Genomic DNA, 19,217 nt, shown 5'->3' with positions numbered 1-19,217 from the left:
AGGCTAATACGTTTAGATGTATTAGTCTTCAAATACAAATAGAGCCGCACATTACAAATGCACGACCCAATAATATTTCTTATATTGTTGCTATCCAATATCCGTTTCCAGACCAGGTTGATCTTGATGATTTAGGCTGCTTTAACACAAATTCTATAATATTGTCAACTTTTGGAAATTTTTTCTGACTTTTAAATACAAGTGCTGGAATTCCAACATAAAATTGATTTCGTTCTTGATCTTTGCCCAATATAAAATAATTATAGGACTTTATGTTTTTTACTTGCTTTAACCACTCTGCATTTATTTGAGGTAATGTCAATAAATCACTTTGCATTACTGTTACCCAATCTACAGGAAATTGCCCGTCAAATGGTACCGCCTTCAACTTGTTTTTCATCAAATAATTCAATTGATCAAATTCACCTTTATATGTTTCAACCTCATCTTTGACAACTATATCTCTAAAATTACTGTCTAAATCATCTTTCATATCTTCAGCAACATCAAGCATTTCTAATTCATCTAATTCATCCATATCAACTGCCTTACTAATTTTATACAATGATGCTAGGTCATCTAGCGGTTCATCATCATCCCATTCTGTCTCTTCTTCATCAAATTCAATCAAAATTTCGTCTCTGTCTAAATTAAATTTTTTTTTACCAATGCATTATCTTCGACGTTTATTGTTTTATTGTCTCCTATTCCTATATTTCCCACTTCTATTGGAACAACTGCAATGTTAATGTGTGGCTCTATAGTCTTATTGTTATCTTTTATTACTACAGGATTATTTTCATACTTACCCACAATTTTTTCTGGTCTTTCCGTTTTCGGTTGCATTGCATTCATATGATTCGCTTTTTTAAAGGCTTCTATCCTTTTTAGCAAATTTTCCAATTCAATATCTACTTTCTTATTATCTTTATTTAATGTTGTCTGTATCAATGTCTCTATTTCTGCCTTTTTATCTAACCCAGATTTAGCATTTATCTGATCTTTTAAAAATCCTACATCGCCTTCTTTGGGTTCAACATCCTTTTTATTCTGGAATGTTTTGATTAAAAAATTCATTGCCTCACTAAATTGTTCATCAACAGTCTTTCCCGACTTATCGCATCCACAATCTGCGTTTTCAGCATTTGCACCTGCAGAAACTGGCTTTTGACTCACAAGATCTCGAATTATTTCATTTGCATTTTCAACTACCTTGGGATCAATTGTTGTATTTTCACTTGTTTGATCTGATTTTGTTACTGCACTTACTATATTCAAAATTTCTTGAAAATCAACCTTCTTATCATTAGACTTTGACTTATCACCAATCAATCCTTTAATTAGGTTTGTAAACTCTATAATATCTTCTAAGTTAATACCCGATATTTCTGGTTTGACTAATGGCGTCGTTTGTACTCTCTCCGGTTTAACTAATGGTGTTATTTGAACCATTTCTGGATTTGCCGCTGGAATATCAGGCATTATTTCCGGTGAAGTTGTTGTCATTGGTGTTGCTGCAGGAGCTGCCGGCTTTGCCATTTCTAGCGGTTGCTCATTGGTGTTGCTGCCGGTGTTGTCGGCTTTGCCATTTCTAACGGAGTCATTGGTGTTGCTGCCGGAGTTGTCGGCTTTGCCATTTCTAACGGAGTCATTGGTGTTGCTGCCGGAGTTGTCGGCTTTGCCATTTCTAACGGAGTCATTGGTGTTGCTGCAGGAGCTGTCGGCTTTGCCATTTCTAACGGAGCCATTGGTGTTGCTGCAGGAGTTGTCGGCTTTGCCATTTCTAGCGGAGTCATTGGTGTTGCTGCCGGAGTTGTCGGCTTTGCCATTTCTAACGGAGCCATTGGTGTTGCTGCCGGAGTTGTCGGCTTTGCCATTTCTAACGGAGTCATTGGTGTTGCTGCCGGAGTTGTCGGCTTTGCCATTTCTAACGGAGCCATTGGTGTTGCTGCCGGCTTTGCCATTTCTAACGGAGCCATTGGTGTTGCTGCCGGAGCTATCGGCTTTACTATTTCTGATGAAGTCATTGGTGTTGCACCTGATGCAACTGGCTTCGCTATTTTCAATGAATCCATTGCTTCTACTGCTGTCAAATCTGTTGCAGGCATCACAACCGGTTCAACATTCACTTCATGCTGTAGCGCCGGGGTTGGCATTGATAAATTTAATGTTTTTACCAAATTTTCTATTTTTTCTGATATCGAAATAATATCATCTAATTTAAATCCAGCATTAACACTCTTATTTTCAAAATTTTCTAACTTATCAGCCATTTGTTTTACGTGCATCAAAATTTGCTCTTCTACAGAAGACATACCAGGTATATGCATCATTGGACTTGTTTTTGATGCCGGCATAATTGTAGGGTCGTCTATTATTTTTTTGTTAGCATCAGGCGGTGGATCACACACCAATTTTCCGTCGCATACCAATTCTTTTACGACTTTTCCTATCAATTCAGTTAATTCGTTTGATTGATTACTTTCTAGCAAATACTTAATCTTCTTTTGAATTCCTTCTTCTATCAAATGCTTAACATCAAGCACTTTCATATTGCCATCTTTTTCTTGATTTTCAACCTCTAATGCAATTGCCTTTTTTATATCATTAACAATCATATCAGTATTATTATCTATTTCTTTTATCGCGACGTCTGCACCTTGTACTATTATATCTTCTATTTTTTTGTCAGCTTGGTTTATTCCTAAAATTTTATCTACCTCATTGATTGCTCCCTGAATATTGCTAGCCGGACTAGCAGTGTTTAATACTTTATTGTTTTTATCTACTGCAACACTTTCTTTAGGTGTCAATGTCTTCTCTACTTTTGTCGTTTCGACATATTTTCCAGTATTTTCCCTTTTATATCTTGTCTCATCTGCATTAGCTGGTTTTGGCAAAGCACGTTGTATTAATGGAGAAGGTGAGTATGTAGCTCCCCCAAAACCGGTAAGAACAATTTGTGTATTTCCTATACTCACTCCTTCAATAACTACAGCAACTCCATCAATATCTTGTCGCACCAAGCCTTTTCCGCCAATATCCTTTAGGTCTATTTTAAACGTTGATTGCTTATTTTGGCTAGGCTTAGTTAGCTCTCCTAATCGTACAGCTTTATTTTGCGATTTACTCATAAGATAACAGACATAATTATTTGTCTCAGAATCTTTTAAATTGTCTACATATAATTTCACTCGACCAGGCATTCCAATAGTAATATGACCTGTTACAGGCTTTCCATTATTAGAATAACCACTGATGTTTTCTTCTAGATTAATAAAAGTATTTGCGGACATAACTCGCTCTCCTTTACATTATAATCACTTAATATTACATATATATGAATTAGTTTATTGAGTAGAACAAATCAAGTTAGATAAAATTGCAAATTCACTAGTCCCTAAAGTTTCTCCGCGAACGTTTTCTGCTATATCCGCAACCTCCAAGAGATTTTTGAGTTGTTTTTTATCAATATTAAAATTATTTGACAGCGTGTTCAAAATAGTTTTTCTTCTTTGAGAAAATGCTGCCCTAATCACTTTAAAAAACACCTCTTTATTTTTTAAATCTACAGGCGGATTTCTATATAACTCAAGCTCTATCACGGCTGAATTTACTGTTGGACGCGGCAAAAACGAATGCATAGGTACATTTGCAACCAATCTCACCTTTGCATAATATGCTATACTAGCAGAAATTGATCCATATTCCTTCGTTCCTGGAAGTGCAGTAATTCTGTCTGCAACCTCTTTTTGTACCATCACAGTTATATTAATAAATGGTAATTCACTTTCTAAGAGCGCCATAATAATCGGCGTCGTAATATAATATGGTAAATTTGCAACCACTTTTATGTTTGTTTTTCCTTTCAAAACTTCTTTCAAATCCAACTTCAAAAAATCCTCATTTATTAATGCAAAATTATCGTATGAACCAAATTGATTATTCAAAATAGGAATCAATTCTTTATCTATCTCTACTGCAATTACTTCTTGAGCATGTTCAAGAAGCTCTTGTGTTACACTTCCTATTCCTGGGCCAATTTCCAATACACAATCATTTTTTGAAATATTTGCAGCAGAAATAATTTTAGTTAATACGTGCTCATCTATTAAAAAATTTTGTCCATATTTCTTTTTCAATATAAATGGATATTTCGATAGTACCGCCTTGGTACCTCCTGGTGTAGCAATCTTATTCATCTAATTCAAAACTCCTTCTAGCCATTCTAATAGCTTAAATCTTATTTTATATGGTTTTTCCTTTTGAAATGCAACAATTTTGTATTGAGCATCAGTTAAGTTTTTCTCAAGTTCTTCTTTTCCTTCCAAAGGCAACACCCCCATTGAAGCATCTACATAACATAATGGCGGAAACATTACGCACCACCAATTTGCGCCGGAAGCCTCTCCAATTAAAACTCGACAGGCTTCATAAACTCCTGCAGGAAAGATTATATCCCCATACTTTTTTGTTGGAAACTGCACTTGGGCTATCTCTACTCTTACATCATAATTCTTATCACGCGAAGTAACAACATTTTCTGCAACAGCTTGCATCGCATCTATGTTTTTTAGCAGTAATCTTCTACTTTCATCAACAGAATCTGCAGTATCCAAAAATGGTTCCATATATTTCATAACAGCATCTCGAACCTCTTCCTTTAACTGTTGATCTTCTGCTGAATCACTGTTTGCAAGCACATGAAAGCGAATTACATCGTCTTTCAAAAGTTCACTAGCTTGTTTAGCAAACAACAAAGTATCAAATACTACGGCCATCCCAAATAAAATTACCAGTATAGCAGATAAAATAACAGTGTGTTTATCAATTTTCATCCAAGCTCCTCCTTCATATTGGATATTTTTATGTACTCTTTCAGTTATTGCCCAGATTTAAAATTTTTATACATAAAAAAACTACCAAATTTCTGGCAGTTAATTTGTCATAAATTTTATAGTAGCAAATAATGAGTTATTTTTAAACCAACGATTCCAACTAGGATACATAATAGTAGATATTTTTGCTCCCATTACAATTCTTTCAAAAAAATATATTGCTTCTACAATAACTTCTTCTATATCTAAACTCTTATTATAAAAACTCAATACTAATATATTTAGATTAATAATGTCTAATTTAAATAAGAGCATTCGCAGCTCATCAGTAGTCATAGCTGCCCCTACTGGAAAATCTTGGACAAACATTTTGTATGCTATATAATTTTCTATTATATGATTATAACTTTTATTCTTCTTATAATTCACAAAAGTTTTCGAATTTTTAATTAAATTATAAAACAGCTTTTTCGGTTTATGATCTTTGTTTTCTAATATCTCCATTTTGAAATATTTCAATTTTTCCTCATAATCTTTAAATATTATATCTTTATTTTTTTGTCCACATACCTTCAACATATCATCAACAATTTCGCTATAAATAGCCATTTTTAAATTTGTCTTCCCCGCTATAAAATCTTCACTATCATCTACTACCACTTCATCCATTAGATCAAATGTATTTTCTTCATTTTGATCCACATACTCCAGAAAATTCGCTACCCACAGCAGTCGCTCCTCCAGTGAATATGTTCTATCTTGGATCATTTTTATACAGATTTCATTTAACTGATTATGAAACTTTTTTACTTTTGAATCTTCCCATTTTAGTCTAATCCAATACACATTCGGCTTTTCTTCCTTATCACTATAAACAAATTCTATTGGTGCAACAGAAGTTAGTAGCAACTTTATAGCCGGTATACACGCCAAATCCAAGCTTTGGGTCCATTTATCTCCAAAAATTCTATAATATCTCGGAAACTGCTTACATATTTCTGGCATATTATCTGGTCCCAATTTTTTATATATTTCGCACAACTTATCTTGTCCCAAAAAACTACATTCTTGATTACTTTCTTTTAGTTTAATGGATTTATTATCCAAATTTATCTTATCTTGCCATTCTTGCGCAAAATCAATTAGATTTCTATATTTTGCATATGTTTCCACATCTATCCGAATTCTCCAACCTTGGCAACAATTATATTTACACGCAGCACCTATACATATAAACTTCTCAAAGTGTTTTGGCTGTAAAATCATATCTTAACTCTCCTGAATCGATTCTTTACTAAGCAAATTTTTTAACGTAGCTATCTCACTTTCATTCTTTATGGAAGATTTATTACTTTTAATGATTTCGTCATAAACTTCCTTTCGCAATATTTTTATATTTTTCGGAGCAATCAATCCCAATTTCACCTTACTTTCTCTTGTTTCCAACACTTCAATAATGATATTATCATTAATTATGATAGCCTCATTTACTTTTCTGGTTAAATTTAACATAGAACCCCTCCTAACAGTATTTTTAATTTTTCACACGTCTGATATTTTTCTCCTTCCACTATTACCTGAGTTCCCAGACGTTTGCTCACATTAATTAGTATAGGGGCTTGCATATTTACTGTTATATCATTTTCATCTTTAGCCAATTTTACAATTACATATAAAATTAACTCATCTTCGCTCGTTGCATCCACCTCTTCAAAATATTCTTCATTAATTTCTGGACTATATTCTAACTTAAACAAACTCGGTGACAATATAATAAACTCTATTCGTGGCTCTTCTTTTACTTGCAAATAATATAGTCTATTGCTTTCATCCTCCAAAATCAAATAATCCTTATACTCCTCAAAACCTAATATCCCTTTATTAAACCTAATGATCTTTTCCATAGTCATCCCTTTCTGTGTTGCTTTATTTATTAGTATAACAAAAAAAAGGACGCAGTATACGCCCTTTGCAGATTAAAAGTTTTATTATATTTTAGATATAGTCGGCTAAAGTATTCATTACTACCTGAGAAGATGCTTTTAGTGCACTTTGGTAAACCATCATTTGTGCATTAAATTCCACAAATATCTCTTCTATATCCACATCTTCTGTCTCTGATAGCAACTCTGTAAAAGTTACCTGATCCTCTGCCATTTTCCTCTGAGTCATTTCCAACCTCACCTGCCTACTTCCTCCATCTGCCATACGTTCCGAAAGAGCACTTCTTGTCTTGTCAATATCTTCTATAAGAGCAGATAATCTTTCTATATCATCCATCTCCACTGCCTCTACGATATTATCTACAACTTTTTCATAGTTTCCTACAAAAATATCACTCAGGTGTGTTTCGTTAATTTCTAGCTCGATCCCAACGCCAATTTCATATCTAATATCCTGATCTGCCGTATTACCTACAACATCGGGATTTGCAGTACTGGCTGGAATTTCTGTCTCTGCTGTGAACACAGTTCCTTTCGGAATAAACGATCCCTTAGGAACAACCTCTCCTGGGTTAAATATTGTGTTTGCCGGAACTTCCTCTCCCGCGGCATATGGTGTTCCTCCTAATGTCGTCGCCTTTGGTACAACCATAGGTGAAGTTAAAGTTAATCCATTTATTCCAACCTTCATATCTTCTGATAATTGGATATCTATAGAGCTGGTAATATCTTTTGTCAAAGTAGTATCTACATCATAGTAAACTGGCTGATCAATTTTATGCCCCGAAAATACAAACCGTCCTGCGTACGATGTATTTAACTCATCTTTAATTTGCTCCGATAGCTGCAATATATCAGACAGAATCTTCTCTTTATCTTCTTGAGTCAATGCTCCTGTTGATGCTTGGTTTAGTCGCGTCTTCACTTCTTTTAAAATCTCTTCCATGTTAGAGATAGCGCCATCAGAGATTTCCATCCAACTCATTGCCTCTTTAGTATTTTGCTCATATTGCTCCGCTTCTGTTACATCAATTCTCAGTTTTAACGAACGACCTGCTATTATCGGATCATCAGATGGACGCTCTATTTTTTTTAATGTACTCATTTGCATATATATTTTGTCTAATTGCTCCATATTGTTAAACAGTGCATTCATTGCGCCATACTGTACCATATTATTAGTTATTCTCATGCTCATATTATTGTCCCCCTATTACCAGCTACCCATCCTGTTTATTGTAATATCATATATGTTATCCAGCGTAGACATAACTTTTGCCGATATCTGATACGCCATATTGTATTTAATCAAATTCATAAACTCTTCGTTATTGTCAACCCCAGAAACTGCCATTCTCTGATTTTCAATTTCCGATATTATATTGCTTTGAGTTTTGGCATACATCTGTGCTTCACTGGCATTAACTCCCATCGCACTAAATATAGAAATCATATAGTCTGTTGGCGTACCTTGGCTAAAAACATCCTGATTATTTTGTTGATCCATCAAATCTAGCAACAAATCATTATTCCCTGGATTGGGATTATAATATATTTCCGAATTGTATGGTGGATCTAATTTAGGGTCGTTTATAACATCCATTCTATGTTCATAATTCGTACGTATATTCTTGTCACTCTCTATTATTTCTAATGATGTTGAGAAGTTTTCTGCCGTCATTTTATTATAGTCAAAATTTGGATCATTAGATGCTATAATAGCGCTTGTATCCTCATCTCGATACGAAAATAACGCATATACAGGATTACCCAAATCATCTAGTATTTGCTCTCTATTGCCATTTGCATCTATAATATCTCCTTGGTTATAAATCCTATTTAATTCTTTTGAAAAGTCTCGCACAAACCGATCCAGCCTATCCTGAAAATATGGTATCCCCGTATATACTGGCTTATGCGTAATTGGATCTAACCCTGCACCCTGCCCATCTCGTACATCTAGCAACCCTTTTAATTTTCCAGAAAAATATTCTGATGTAGTATTAAATACAGCTTTATCATCCCATACAATATCATACAATCCATCGATATCTCTCGGGTGCTTCTTAGTTTCTCTAGGCTCCACTTCTAACAATCTAATATCTTTGTGATCTACCAAAGTTTGCCCATTCACATACACCTGAAACTGTTTCTCGACGCTTCCATCTGGCTTATGCATTTCCACTTCTTTTGCCTCAATATTCACAAACTGCGATAGTTGATCAACACAATGATCACGTTGATCTCTAAGTTCATTTGCAATCTTTCCTCCGTGCAATTCATAATTTTGAATCTGACCATTTAAACTTTGCACCCTACTTGCCATAAGATTAATCTGATCCACTGTAATCTTCAACTGCGCATTTATATCTGACTGTGTTTCAGACAACCCGGATGCCATTTCATTATAATAATCAGCAAACCCAATCATATACTGCCTGAGTGCACTAGCTTTTTCTGTGGTATTTGGATCTTTAGATAGATCATCTAAGCCATTAAAAAAATTGGTATATATTTTAGTAAACCCTTCATCTTTGGGCTCTCCAAAAATATTCTCTATTATAGCCGTCTGTTCTTCCTTTATTGAATACTCACCAAGCATATCGCTATACTTCCATATTTTTTGATCTAAAAATGGATCTCTAACCCTCTCCACACCTGTTACCGTAGTCCCTGTACCTATCATACCAACCCCACCACCAGGCAGTGGATTCCATGCTTCTTGCTTTATCTCTTGCCTAGAATATCCTGGTGTATTTATATTATTAATATTGCTACTCGTAACAGATAGTCCTTGTTGAGCTGCAAATAATCCTGACATAGCAACTGTAATTTCTCCGAAAGCCATAATTTTTTCCCCCTGTTACATCTTATTTATAACAACATCCATCATTCCATCTAGCACGGTTAACATCCTTGCTGAGGCATTATAGGCATATTGATATTTCATCATCATCGAAAGTTCTTCATCTTGTGAAATAGCAGACATAGACCAACGCTCATTATTTACGCTTTCCACTGCCTCCATTTTCTCCGCAGCTTTATTCGAATATATATATCCCTTTTGACCAATATCTGTAACCAGTTCTGCATAGAAATCTGTTACATTCAAAAATTTACTCTTTGGTGTCGATTTAGGTTTCACTCCCGTTGCGGGATCTACTTCATCATACCAAGTCTTTGGCTCTCCCCATTTAGTTAAAAAATCTTGAACCAACTCATTACTGCCTATGTTTCCTGGATTATTTGGATTTCCATCGCTATCTACAATAGGTACAGTTCCCAAATGGTTATACCCACCTTCTGCAAGCAGTTTAGTATTAACTTCAATATTCATTGCAGTCAGATGAGGTTCTATAGCTGTATAGTACTGTTGCATTTCATAATTATAAGCATCTATATCTGCCTGAGTAATATTATTCATATCAACCGCTATCTTTGTCATGTCAGGAGCTGCTGGTGCCTTATAAATAGGAACAAAAATAGGAGGTCCTATAATCCCTTTTTCTAATCCAACGCCATATCCCGAAAAACTTTCATTCATCATCATTACAATTTCTTTTGTAAATACGTCTAATTTCTTTTGAAGCTCTGGAATAATAAACGAATTTCCTTCTGCATCTACACTATAGTTATCATTAATCGCGATATCGTCCCATTCAGTTGCAGCGTTGGCTGGTATTGATCCTCTCGAAATTAGTAACGCTTTTAATGCCCCCGAATCATTGCCATTGGCTGCAGTTACCGCTTCTTTGATCGTATCAGAAGTCACGGTAAAATCAAACAAAGCATCTCCTGTATTTCTAATAATCGGATTTACGTACGGACTTTTAGGTGCAGTTTGTTCTAGATCAATCTTTGTGATAAATCCACCTTCTAACAATGCAGTTCCATTGCTCCCACTAATTTTTACTATTACAGTCGAGTCTGGTTGCTCCGCATAATTAATATCGATATATCCTGAAAGTTCGTCTAGTGCGTTATTTCTTTTATCTCGATAGTCATTGGCATTTGCAACACCGTTTAATTCTTCTTCTACTATCTTCTCATTTAACGTATGAATTTCATCTACTAACTCATTAACTCTTCTAACCATAGATACTATTTGCATATTTAAATTTGTCTGATAATCCTGCAAGCTCTCTTGAATATAGTTAACCTTTTTTATCAAAACATTTGCGTTCTGAATAAAAGTCATTCTCTCTTCCAATCCCGCTGGATTAGTAGCGAGCTTTTGCGTTTGTCCCCAAAAGGCATCCAAAACTTTGCTTAATGACTCTCCATTAGGTTCATCCAGAATAGTTTCTATCTCATTAATTGTAGTATTTTGGGTTTGATAAAATGATAGCTTTGCATTTTCTTGCCTATACCTTTCATCTGCAAAGTTATCTCTGATTTGTCGTATCTCTGTTTCGGATACACCCATACCAACTTGCTGAGTATAGCCCCCATACTTTCTAACATCTCGATACCCTGTTTCATGTTGGAGCAATTGTTGCCTTGTATAGCCTGGTGTATTTATATTCGCTAAATTATGCCCAGTAACCATCAAGCCTTTTTGAGCCGCAGTTAGGCCTGATACTGTTGTAGTTAAGTTCATATTATATCCCCCTCTAGTTCTATCTCTAGTTATCTTTTCGGTAACTTTCTGTTATTTGCGCGCATCAAATACGCGCCGCATTTCTTGTACATTTTCATATCCTGGTCTAGAATACCCAACTTCTATTCCCTGAAGTCTGGTCGTTTGTATAGCATTTAAAGTAAATTCCACAAAATCCATCGATTGTTGAATCAATCTTTTGTTTCTATTATTTTGATTTTTTACTTTTTCCATAACTGCAAGCAATTCTTTTCGTATATTAATAAGCTCCTTACAGATTTCTTGTTCGGGGCCTATTTTGGTTATAATTTTTGTAAGAGTCAAATCTTCTAAATTTAACCCTGTTACTTGAGAAATATCTTTAAAGGTTTCTTCTCGCTTTCTATCCAAAATGTCTACTCTACCAATAAATTCCTCTTCTCTACTTACCACTTCTTTTAAAAAGTCTATATCCTTTTCCACCACTGCTTTTGCCTTATAGGTAGCCAAAGTATATAGACCTTCATAGCATTCTTTTTGTTCTTTTAAAACATTAACTAGTTCGTGTGCAATCCCCGCCATATTGTCTCCTTACTATTGTCTCATTTATACGATAAGCTTATTAAGAATCTTTTCGCTTACATCCTTTGCACTAACGTCATATGTCCCGTTTTGAATTTGTTCTTTTAAAAAATTGACTCTATCCATCCTAACGTCTTGAGATTCTTTAACCGCTTTAAATGCAGTTCCAAGAACTTGGGCTTCATTCGATATTTCGATTTCATCTTTTGGTGAGGGGACTTGCCTTTTGGCTTGCCCCGCTTGGTTTTGGTATATCTGGGTTATCTTGTCTATATTGCCAATACGCATCTAGGTTCCTCCTATTTGAATTATTTCATCTGCTTATAATTTATATCGGCATATTTTTACAGAACTTTAAGCAATTTTATCTGCGGCTAAACATTCCGCCCGTTGCTGGCCCAGAGGGTCTCTTAGATTGTACTGGAGTATTTTTTAACCCCGCTTCTGTATCGCGCATTATTTCTTTATTACATTTGTCACAAACCTTGCCTTTTTTAATTTCATCTCCACACATTTGACATGTTAACGTAATCGGAGAACTAGCGGATAGTATAAGTCTACCAGAAGCGATAAACTCTTCAATCAATCTTGGAGAAACACCTAAATCTTCATGAATTTGTTTAATCGTTGCTTTTTCGTTGTCTCTAATATACTCTTTAACTTCTTCGAATTGTTTTTCTTCTTCTTTAACACATTGCGTACAAATTCTTCTACCATAACCCTGATACTGAAATATTTTCTTGCATCTCATACAAGTTTTGATTTCTATTGCCATAAAACGCCTCCATCCTTCATGTTATACAAACAACGAAAACATACACTTTCTTAATATTTTCATAGCGTTGTCGTAGTACTTTGACACATTCTCTGATAGTACTCCCTGTTGTATAAATATCATCTACAATTGCAATGTTGACGCTGTTTACAAAAAATATATCGTCAGCTTGATCAATTACGTTAATAGAATTTGCAATGTTTTCTATTCTTTCTTCTATTGTGCATTTAGATTGTGCTTTAGTTTTTCTATTACGTTGCAAAATGTCCAAAGTTTTTATTCCTAAAATTTTTGAAAGGCTTTGTGATAAATCTGCCGCCTGATTAAATCCTCTTCTATTTAATCTGTTTTTTGAAACTGGCACCGGAATAAAAGCATCGATATTTTTTATCTCTTCTTCATCTAGCTTATAACTAAATTCCTTTGCAAAAACATCTCCATATTTACGCACACCTGTATATTTCCATCTTGCAATAGCTCTTTTTGCACCTTTTTCATATCGTAACAATCCTATTATTATATCAGATTCACAATGCGGACACTCATACTCTTTAACCATTTTTTTACACCGCGGACAATAATTACTTTCTAGCAATTTTGTTTGGCAACTATTACAAATATGACCCTCTGGTATTAACTTCTTGCATAAAGCACATAAATTAGGATAAATTAATTTCTTTATCATATGCTCGACCTCAAATGATGTAACAACGAAGTATCTCTCTCAACTTCTTTATTATTGCTAATCATTTTTCTTATTGTTTCCCGATTTCCAACTATTATAACCATTTTTTTTGCGCGCGTTACTGCCGTATATAATAAATTTCTACTAAGGAGCACTGTCGGCCCCGAAAACAACGGAAGTATTACAATCGGATATTCACTCCCTTGAGATTTATGAATCGTGGTAACATAAGATAAATCTAATTCACCTAAATTAGCATATTCATAATCTACTCGCTTTTTACCGTCAAACTCCACAGTAATAACTTTTTCATATTTATCGATCTCTTTAATAACCCCCATGTCTCCATTATAAACTCCCATACCTTCATCAACCACAAGACCACTGCCTGCAGGTACTTTCCAGATTAAATTATAATTATTTTTCGTTTGCATTACTTTATCACCAACTCTATAGAGAGTATTTCTATACTCATACTCCTCTTTATCGTCACTTTTTAAATTTAAAGCGTTTTGCATCACTCCATTTAATTCATGTACTCCCAAAAGTCCCTTTCTCATCGGTACCAAAATTTGAACATCTTTCATAACATCCAAATCTTCATACTTTGCTGGCAATCTCTTTGTCATCAGATCTACTAGCGTATTCTTTACATCATTCTGTGTCTTTTCATCTATAATAAAAAAATCTGATTTCTCCTTATTGGCGATGATCTCTTCACCATGATTGATTTTATGTGCATTGATTATTATTGCACTCTCTTTAGCTTGTCGAAATACTTGCTCCAATCTTATCACTTTAATCTTACCACTCTTTATTATATCTCTAAGAATATTGCCTGCCCCCACAGATGGCAGCTGATCAGTATCTCCAATTAATACCAATCGTTGGTTACATCGAAGCGCTTTTAAAATTGAATCCATCAAATATATATCAACCATAGATATTTCATCTACTATTAGAACATCTGTCTCCAGAGGATTATCTTCATTTCTACAAAAAAATTGACTCTCAAAACTTTTATCTTTATTAAAAGCAATTTCTAACAACCGATGAATCGTCTTTGTTTCTGCTTGAGTTGCAATCTCCATTCTCTTTGCAGCTCTCCCTGTTGGCGCCGCTAGCAATACAGTCTCATCCAGCTTAGCTACCATGTGAATTAGAGCTTTTATTATTGTTGTTTTACCTGTGCCTGGCCCTCCCGTAATAACTGTTACCCCTTTAACCATTGAGTTTATTATTGCCTCTCGCTGTTCTTTTACTAAATCTATCTTCAACTCCCGCTCCGTCTGTGCCATTTCTTTTCTAACATCAAAGTTCGCATTCAATTTTTTTTCTGCTGATGCCAATATCATCAATCTTTTTGCTATTTCTTGTTCCTTATAATATAATGCTATATTACAGACCATCACTTCTGAATCATATACTTTTATTACCAATTTTCTCTCTAAATTCAACATTTCCATAGCATTGTTTACCAATTCTATATCTACATCTAACAATCTCATAACTTCTTGTTCCAAAAATACTTTGGAACAGCATGTATTCCCGTCTGATTTAATAGCATTTAAAACAAACAATATTCCAGCTTTTATACGTCCCCAATGCTCTCGTTCAACGCCTATCTTTTTTGCAAGTTCATCAGCCTTGGTAAAGCCTACCCCCTCTATGTCTCTCGCCAAGGCATATGGATTTTCTTTCAACACATCTAGTGTCTTTTCCTTATATTTATCATAAATTTTTATTGCCATCACTGCAGAAAATTCATATTCATTAAGAGCTAACATAACATTTTTCAACTCATACTCACTTTTATATTGCTCTGATATACTATATGCTTTTTCTTTTGATATTCCAGGTATTTGAGTCAATTTACTTGGTTCTTGATCAATAATTTCAAAAGTTTTTTCTCCAAATTTATCTACTATCTTTTTTGCTAATTTTTCACCAACGCCAGATATCAATCCAGAACTCAAAATTTTTCGTATACCACAATTTTTTTTAGACTCTAACTTTACAAATGAGCTGACTTTAAATTGCTTTCCATACGATGGATGCATCATATATTCACCAAATAATTTTACTTCATCATCAACCTTAAGTTCAATCAATAATCCAGTACACACCACCTTCTCATCTTCATACATAATTAATATAACAGCATATCCGTTCTCTCCGCTTTGATAAATAATATCTTCTACTGTTCCTTCTAAACTCATATCTTATCCTTTATCTTAAAATTAAAAAAGGACACGAATTACCGTATCCTTTAGGTTTTTACATTTATTATTGTAAGTCGAGTGCATCTAATACCATTTTTGTCTTAGTCCATTTATCTTCTTTCCAAAGCTCTTTATCACTCATACCTTCTGGAATTGTCGTATCAATTCTAGCTGCAATCATATTTACTGCAGAATCCATTGCTGCCTTAAAACGAGCATTTCCTATCAACGATTTTTCTACATATACACGCTTAGAAATTATTCTATACGCTTCTTCAAATCGCTCGTCTCTTGTATTTGACATAAGATCCAAAATAAACATAGCCAAAACATAATTATTGGTAATTTTTGCAACGTCTTCTACCACTTTAGTATTGCCAATTCTAAATGCATTATATACACGCACGGTCTCATATTCATCATTTATAAATTTATCAAATGAGCCATCTTTGTCACACATAAATTTAGTAAGCAACAACTTGAGGGCAGGATTTGTAACATTTTGGTCTAATTCCTTGCCTTCCATTCCATTTTTCCATAGCTGAATACATTCTTTTACAGGATAATATTTATCATTTTGAAGAATTTCATATGCTGTTAGTCCAGTTTCTCTAATAAACTCATCCATCAGCGCTTCCTCGATTAATGCATCATCTCTATACGTTTCAATATATTCAAACATTTTGTCGCGCAATCTCAATGTCTCTGCTGGTCTTTGTTTAGCAACGTTTTCTAACGAATTTTCATCGTTTTTTAGATCAAACAGTTGCTCATATACGCGAGGCATCTGTCGGAACAATGCACGTCTGTCGGTATCATCAATGTTATGCTTATATCCTTGCTCTATCATAGAACGGTTGAACCATGGTGATTGAACAGTTTGATACACATTGAGTTTTTTTCTATGGCTAAGTGCAAAGTCACAAACATAAACCAAATCTTTTTCATGGATGCTTCTGGAGTTTTCAAATCCCTCGTCGCATCTTGCACCAAATGAATAGATCTCTTTTACATCATCAACTTTTTTATCACCCAAAAATGCTTTACCTTGCAAAATTGCAGGAATTTCTTCTTTATTGATCGATAATGCGGTAGGTAAAAAGTCTATAAAACAAGTCAAGCGATCACAAACTTTTCCAGTCGGCGAATCATAAGTGTTAATTTGATTTTCAATCTCTTTTGGAACGTGCACTAACATAGGAACGTGTACACCTTCATTCCATAGATTGATCTTGCCTCCCGGAATTCCATGACCATTATCTCCTACAAAAATAATTATGCTATTATCATATAAACCTTTTTCCTTAATTGCATCTATTGCCTCGCCAAACATTCTATCCATAGAAGTCATTTTTTCATGATACTGTGCCCATATTTCATCTGCTTCTGCAGTTTTAAAATGATATCCCGGAATCTCCATCGTTTCACGAACCTGATGCTCTTCTTCTTTCAAACGAGGCATACTAGATCTGTGTTCCGCAGTATTGTCGGTGTATCCATATTGAGATTGATGCGTACTAGCATTGGTTTGAAGCATAAATACTGGCTTGCCTTCTGCTTGATTAATTTTCTCTATTATATCTGTTGCAAAAGTTGGAGTGTCCTTAGATCCAAAGGTCATCTTAGCATCATATCCACCTTCGGCACCTTCTTCAAAATTAAAGTTAAAATCAGTTTTTCCGATTACTGTATAAAATCCTGCTTGTTGCATGTACTTACCAAAATTTTTAACCTGTGGCGGCAGATCATAAAAACTTCTATGATTACCCACTCCCGCCGTGGTTGCATACATACCTAAATTTAGCGACGTTCTAGCTGCAGAACAAACTGGAGCTGCAGAGTAGCAATAATTAAACTTAATATTTTCTTTTGCAAATTTATCTAGGTTTGGTGTCTTTGCATTAGGATCACCATAACAACCTAAGTTAGGACAAATGTCTTCTGCTAAAATAATAATAAAATTATACTTGTTCATAAAAAATCCTTTCTATATTTAAGATAGTATACTTGTATTATACCATCATTTTCCTAATTTGTTAATACATATTTATATTTTTTTTGTAACCACCACAACTTTAGAGGACTTTTTCAACAAGATAATCGCAAGTATAATTGCACACACTTCTGCAAAAAATACACTCAACCAGATTCCATCCACACCTAACAATGCGGGCAATGTTGAAATTCCAATAACTATGAAAATAATTCCCCTGCTTGATGCGACGATGACGGACTGTGCTCCTTTTCCTATAAACGTAAAATATCCAGAACTCAAAATATTGAATCCCGCCAATAAAAATGCAAACCCATATAATCTTCCCCCATTCGATGCCATTGCAACTAGTTCTGGATCATCTTTGATAAATAGTTGTGCCACATCCTCTCCAAAGAAAAATAACACCACACAAATAATCATACCAACAACAAAATTTATTATATATGCCGTTTTCATAATTGCTCTGACTCTTTTCATATTTCCACTTCCATAATTATAGCTAACAATCGGCCCAATTCCATCCGATATTCCAAAGAGCATCAAAGTTGCAAACAAAGCTACATAGTTGATAACTGTAAAAGCAACTACGCCATCAGCACCTGCTATTTCCATCAGCGCCACATTAAATAACAATACACATACAGATCCTGAAATCGTATTTACCCCTTCTGATGCCCCGTTACATATTACCGGAAAAATACACTTTGTAGAAAATTTTCCTTCTATTATATTGATAGAATTCTTTTTATTTAGCATTGGTGGCATTACAACCAGCATTGCCGAGACAAATGCAGCTCCTGTTGCAATCGCAGCCCCTGCAATGCCAACCCCTAACCGCACAACTAAGATATAATTTAATGTTAAATTTGTTAATAAGCTTAATATACAGCCTCCAAAATATAACTCTGGTCTACCCACTATTCGATCCAAAAAACCCCAATAGACCATCAGGCAAATAGGCAATGCGAATAACGAATATATTCTAATATATGTCACCGAGTCTGCAAGCAAAACTACATCTGCGCCCAATGCTATCGCTATTTTTTCTGCAAACAAAAAACCTCCTGCTGTCATTACTATCGAAAGTACAATAATAATTCTAAAAAACGTCTGAAAGGTATTCTTTGCTTCTTCTGTTTCGCCCATTCCCAAGTTGATGCCTATATGGCTTTGCGCACCTATGGCACAGACTATTCCTATTCCCAAAATTAGTTGCACAAAGGGGCTTGCTATATTAATGCTCGCCATTGCCGTTGCCCCAATAAAATTTCCAACAAATAATCCGTCTATTATAGACTGGGCTCCAGTAATTATCATCGCTAACAATGCTGGAATTGTAAATTTTATGAATAACTTGCCAATCCCTTCTTTCAACAATAAATTATTCTCTACCACAACATCCCCTCCAATTATTATCTTAACAATAGCCGTTTTTTGCGCATAAAAAATACCATAGACAATCCGTGTCCATGGCTCATAGAAAATGTAAAATTTAGCGTTAGAATATAATCATTTAGACGTAGTATTAAAAAATTCTTCATCATTAGTATTTAACACTTTCATCTGCAGATCAAAATCTAAATGTTTCATTCATAAT

The 19,217-nt window shown here is 34.6% G+C and carries 18 protein-coding genes; all 18 read right to left on the bottom strand.

Features of this window, described 5'->3' with window-relative positions; genetic code table 11:
- Window positions 1–79: 79 nt before the first annotated feature.
- The 18 genes from PCY70_RS03240 to PCY70_RS03155 all read right to left on the bottom strand — a co-directional run bounded on the left by PCY70_RS03240 (window position 80) and on the right by PCY70_RS03155 (window position 19,015).
- Entirely contained in the window at window positions 80–631 is a 552-nt protein-coding gene (locus PCY70_RS03240) for a hypothetical protein (protein ID WP_010166270.1), read from the bottom strand.
- Window positions 632–645: 14 nt separating this feature from the next.
- Window positions 646–1,539: a hypothetical protein gene (locus PCY70_RS03235; RefSeq protein ID WP_305768420.1), complete on the bottom strand. Its 894-nt coding sequence runs from the start codon at window positions 1,537–1,539 to the stop codon at window positions 646–648.
- 2 nt (window positions 1,540–1,541) lie between these two features.
- Window positions 1,542–3,296 carry a DUF7922 domain-containing protein gene (locus PCY70_RS03230; RefSeq protein ID WP_305768419.1) on the bottom strand — a complete coding sequence of 585 codons (1,755 nt, stop codon included), beginning with the start codon at window positions 3,294–3,296 and terminating at the stop codon, window positions 1,542–1,544.
- A 54-nt stretch (window positions 3,297–3,350) separates the two neighbouring features.
- Entirely contained in the window at window positions 3,351–4,202 is an 852-nt protein-coding gene (gene rsmA, locus PCY70_RS03225; RefSeq protein WP_029487805.1) for a 16S rRNA (adenine(1518)-N(6)/adenine(1519)-N(6))-dimethyltransferase RsmA, read from the bottom strand.
- The gene (gene spoIIR, locus PCY70_RS03220; RefSeq protein ID WP_305768418.1) at window positions 4,203–4,838 is read right to left on the bottom strand and encodes a stage II sporulation protein R; all 636 of its coding nucleotides are present in this window, start codon (window positions 4,836–4,838) and stop codon (window positions 4,203–4,205) included. It abuts the gene before it with no gap.
- Window positions 4,839–4,937: 99 nt separating this feature from the next.
- Entirely contained in the window at window positions 4,938–6,104 is a 1,167-nt protein-coding gene (gene fliB, locus PCY70_RS03215) for a flagellin lysine-N-methylase (protein ID WP_305768417.1), read from the bottom strand.
- Between the two features lie 3 nt (window positions 6,105–6,107).
- Complete coding sequence (gene csrA, locus PCY70_RS03210; RefSeq protein ID WP_010166262.1) at window positions 6,108–6,350, bottom strand: carbon storage regulator CsrA; 243 nt, start codon at window positions 6,348–6,350, stop codon at window positions 6,108–6,110.
- A complete protein-coding gene (gene fliW / locus PCY70_RS03205) occupies window positions 6,344–6,742 on the bottom strand; it encodes a flagellar assembly protein FliW (RefSeq protein ID WP_010166261.1) in 399 nt (132 codons plus the stop codon). Before fliW ends, csrA begins: the two co-directional genes overlap by 7 nt.
- A gap of 91 nt (window positions 6,743–6,833) precedes the next feature.
- Entirely contained in the window at window positions 6,834–7,979 is a 1,146-nt protein-coding gene (flgL, locus tag PCY70_RS03200; protein ID WP_305768416.1) for a flagellar hook-associated protein FlgL, read from the bottom strand.
- 15 nt (window positions 7,980–7,994) lie between these two features.
- On the bottom strand, window positions 7,995–9,629 hold the full coding sequence (gene flgK / locus PCY70_RS03195; protein ID WP_305768415.1) for a flagellar hook-associated protein FlgK: 1,635 nt from the start codon (window positions 9,627–9,629) through the stop codon (window positions 7,995–7,997).
- A gap of 15 nt (window positions 9,630–9,644) precedes the next feature.
- Window positions 9,645–11,381, bottom strand: a complete 1,737-nt coding sequence (gene flgK / locus PCY70_RS03190; RefSeq protein ID WP_305768414.1) for a flagellar hook-associated protein FlgK — start codon at window positions 11,379–11,381, stop codon at window positions 9,645–9,647.
- 51 nt (window positions 11,382–11,432) lie between these two features.
- A complete protein-coding gene (locus tag PCY70_RS03185; RefSeq protein ID WP_010166257.1) occupies window positions 11,433–11,942 on the bottom strand; it encodes a flagellar protein FlgN in 510 nt (169 codons plus the stop codon).
- Window positions 11,943–11,966: 24 nt separating this feature from the next.
- Window positions 11,967–12,230 carry a flagellar biosynthesis anti-sigma factor FlgM gene (gene flgM, locus PCY70_RS03180; RefSeq protein ID WP_010166255.1) on the bottom strand — a complete coding sequence of 88 codons (264 nt, stop codon included), beginning with the start codon at window positions 12,228–12,230 and terminating at the stop codon, window positions 11,967–11,969.
- 76 nt (window positions 12,231–12,306) lie between these two features.
- Window positions 12,307–12,717 carry a hypothetical protein gene (locus tag PCY70_RS03175; RefSeq protein ID WP_010166253.1) on the bottom strand — a complete coding sequence of 137 codons (411 nt, stop codon included), beginning with the start codon at window positions 12,715–12,717 and terminating at the stop codon, window positions 12,307–12,309.
- Window positions 12,718–12,733: 16 nt separating this feature from the next.
- A complete protein-coding gene (locus PCY70_RS03170) occupies window positions 12,734–13,402 on the bottom strand; it encodes a ComF family protein (RefSeq protein ID WP_010166251.1) in 669 nt (222 codons plus the stop codon).
- The gene (gene recD2, locus PCY70_RS03165; protein WP_305768413.1) at window positions 13,399–15,621 is read right to left on the bottom strand and encodes an SF1B family DNA helicase RecD2; all 2,223 of its coding nucleotides are present in this window, start codon (window positions 15,619–15,621) and stop codon (window positions 13,399–13,401) included. Before recD2 ends, PCY70_RS03170 begins: the two co-directional genes overlap by 4 nt.
- Window positions 15,622–15,688: 67 nt before the next feature.
- The gene (locus PCY70_RS03160) at window positions 15,689–17,599 is read right to left on the bottom strand and encodes a sulfatase-like hydrolase/transferase (RefSeq protein ID WP_029487801.1); all 1,911 of its coding nucleotides are present in this window, start codon (window positions 17,597–17,599) and stop codon (window positions 15,689–15,691) included.
- 72 nt (window positions 17,600–17,671) lie between these two features.
- Window positions 17,672–19,015 carry an MATE family efflux transporter gene (locus PCY70_RS03155; RefSeq protein WP_305768412.1) on the bottom strand — a complete coding sequence of 448 codons (1,344 nt, stop codon included), beginning with the start codon at window positions 19,013–19,015 and terminating at the stop codon, window positions 17,672–17,674.
- Window positions 19,016–19,217 lie beyond the last annotated feature (202 nt).

Origin of the sequence: Candidatus Epulonipiscium viviparus (assembly GCF_030708075.1) — a bacterium.
Taxonomy (GTDB): Bacteria; Bacillota; Clostridia; order Lachnospirales; family Cellulosilyticaceae; genus Epulonipiscioides; species Epulonipiscioides viviparus.
This window is presented reverse-complemented; position numbering and strand designations above follow the sequence as displayed.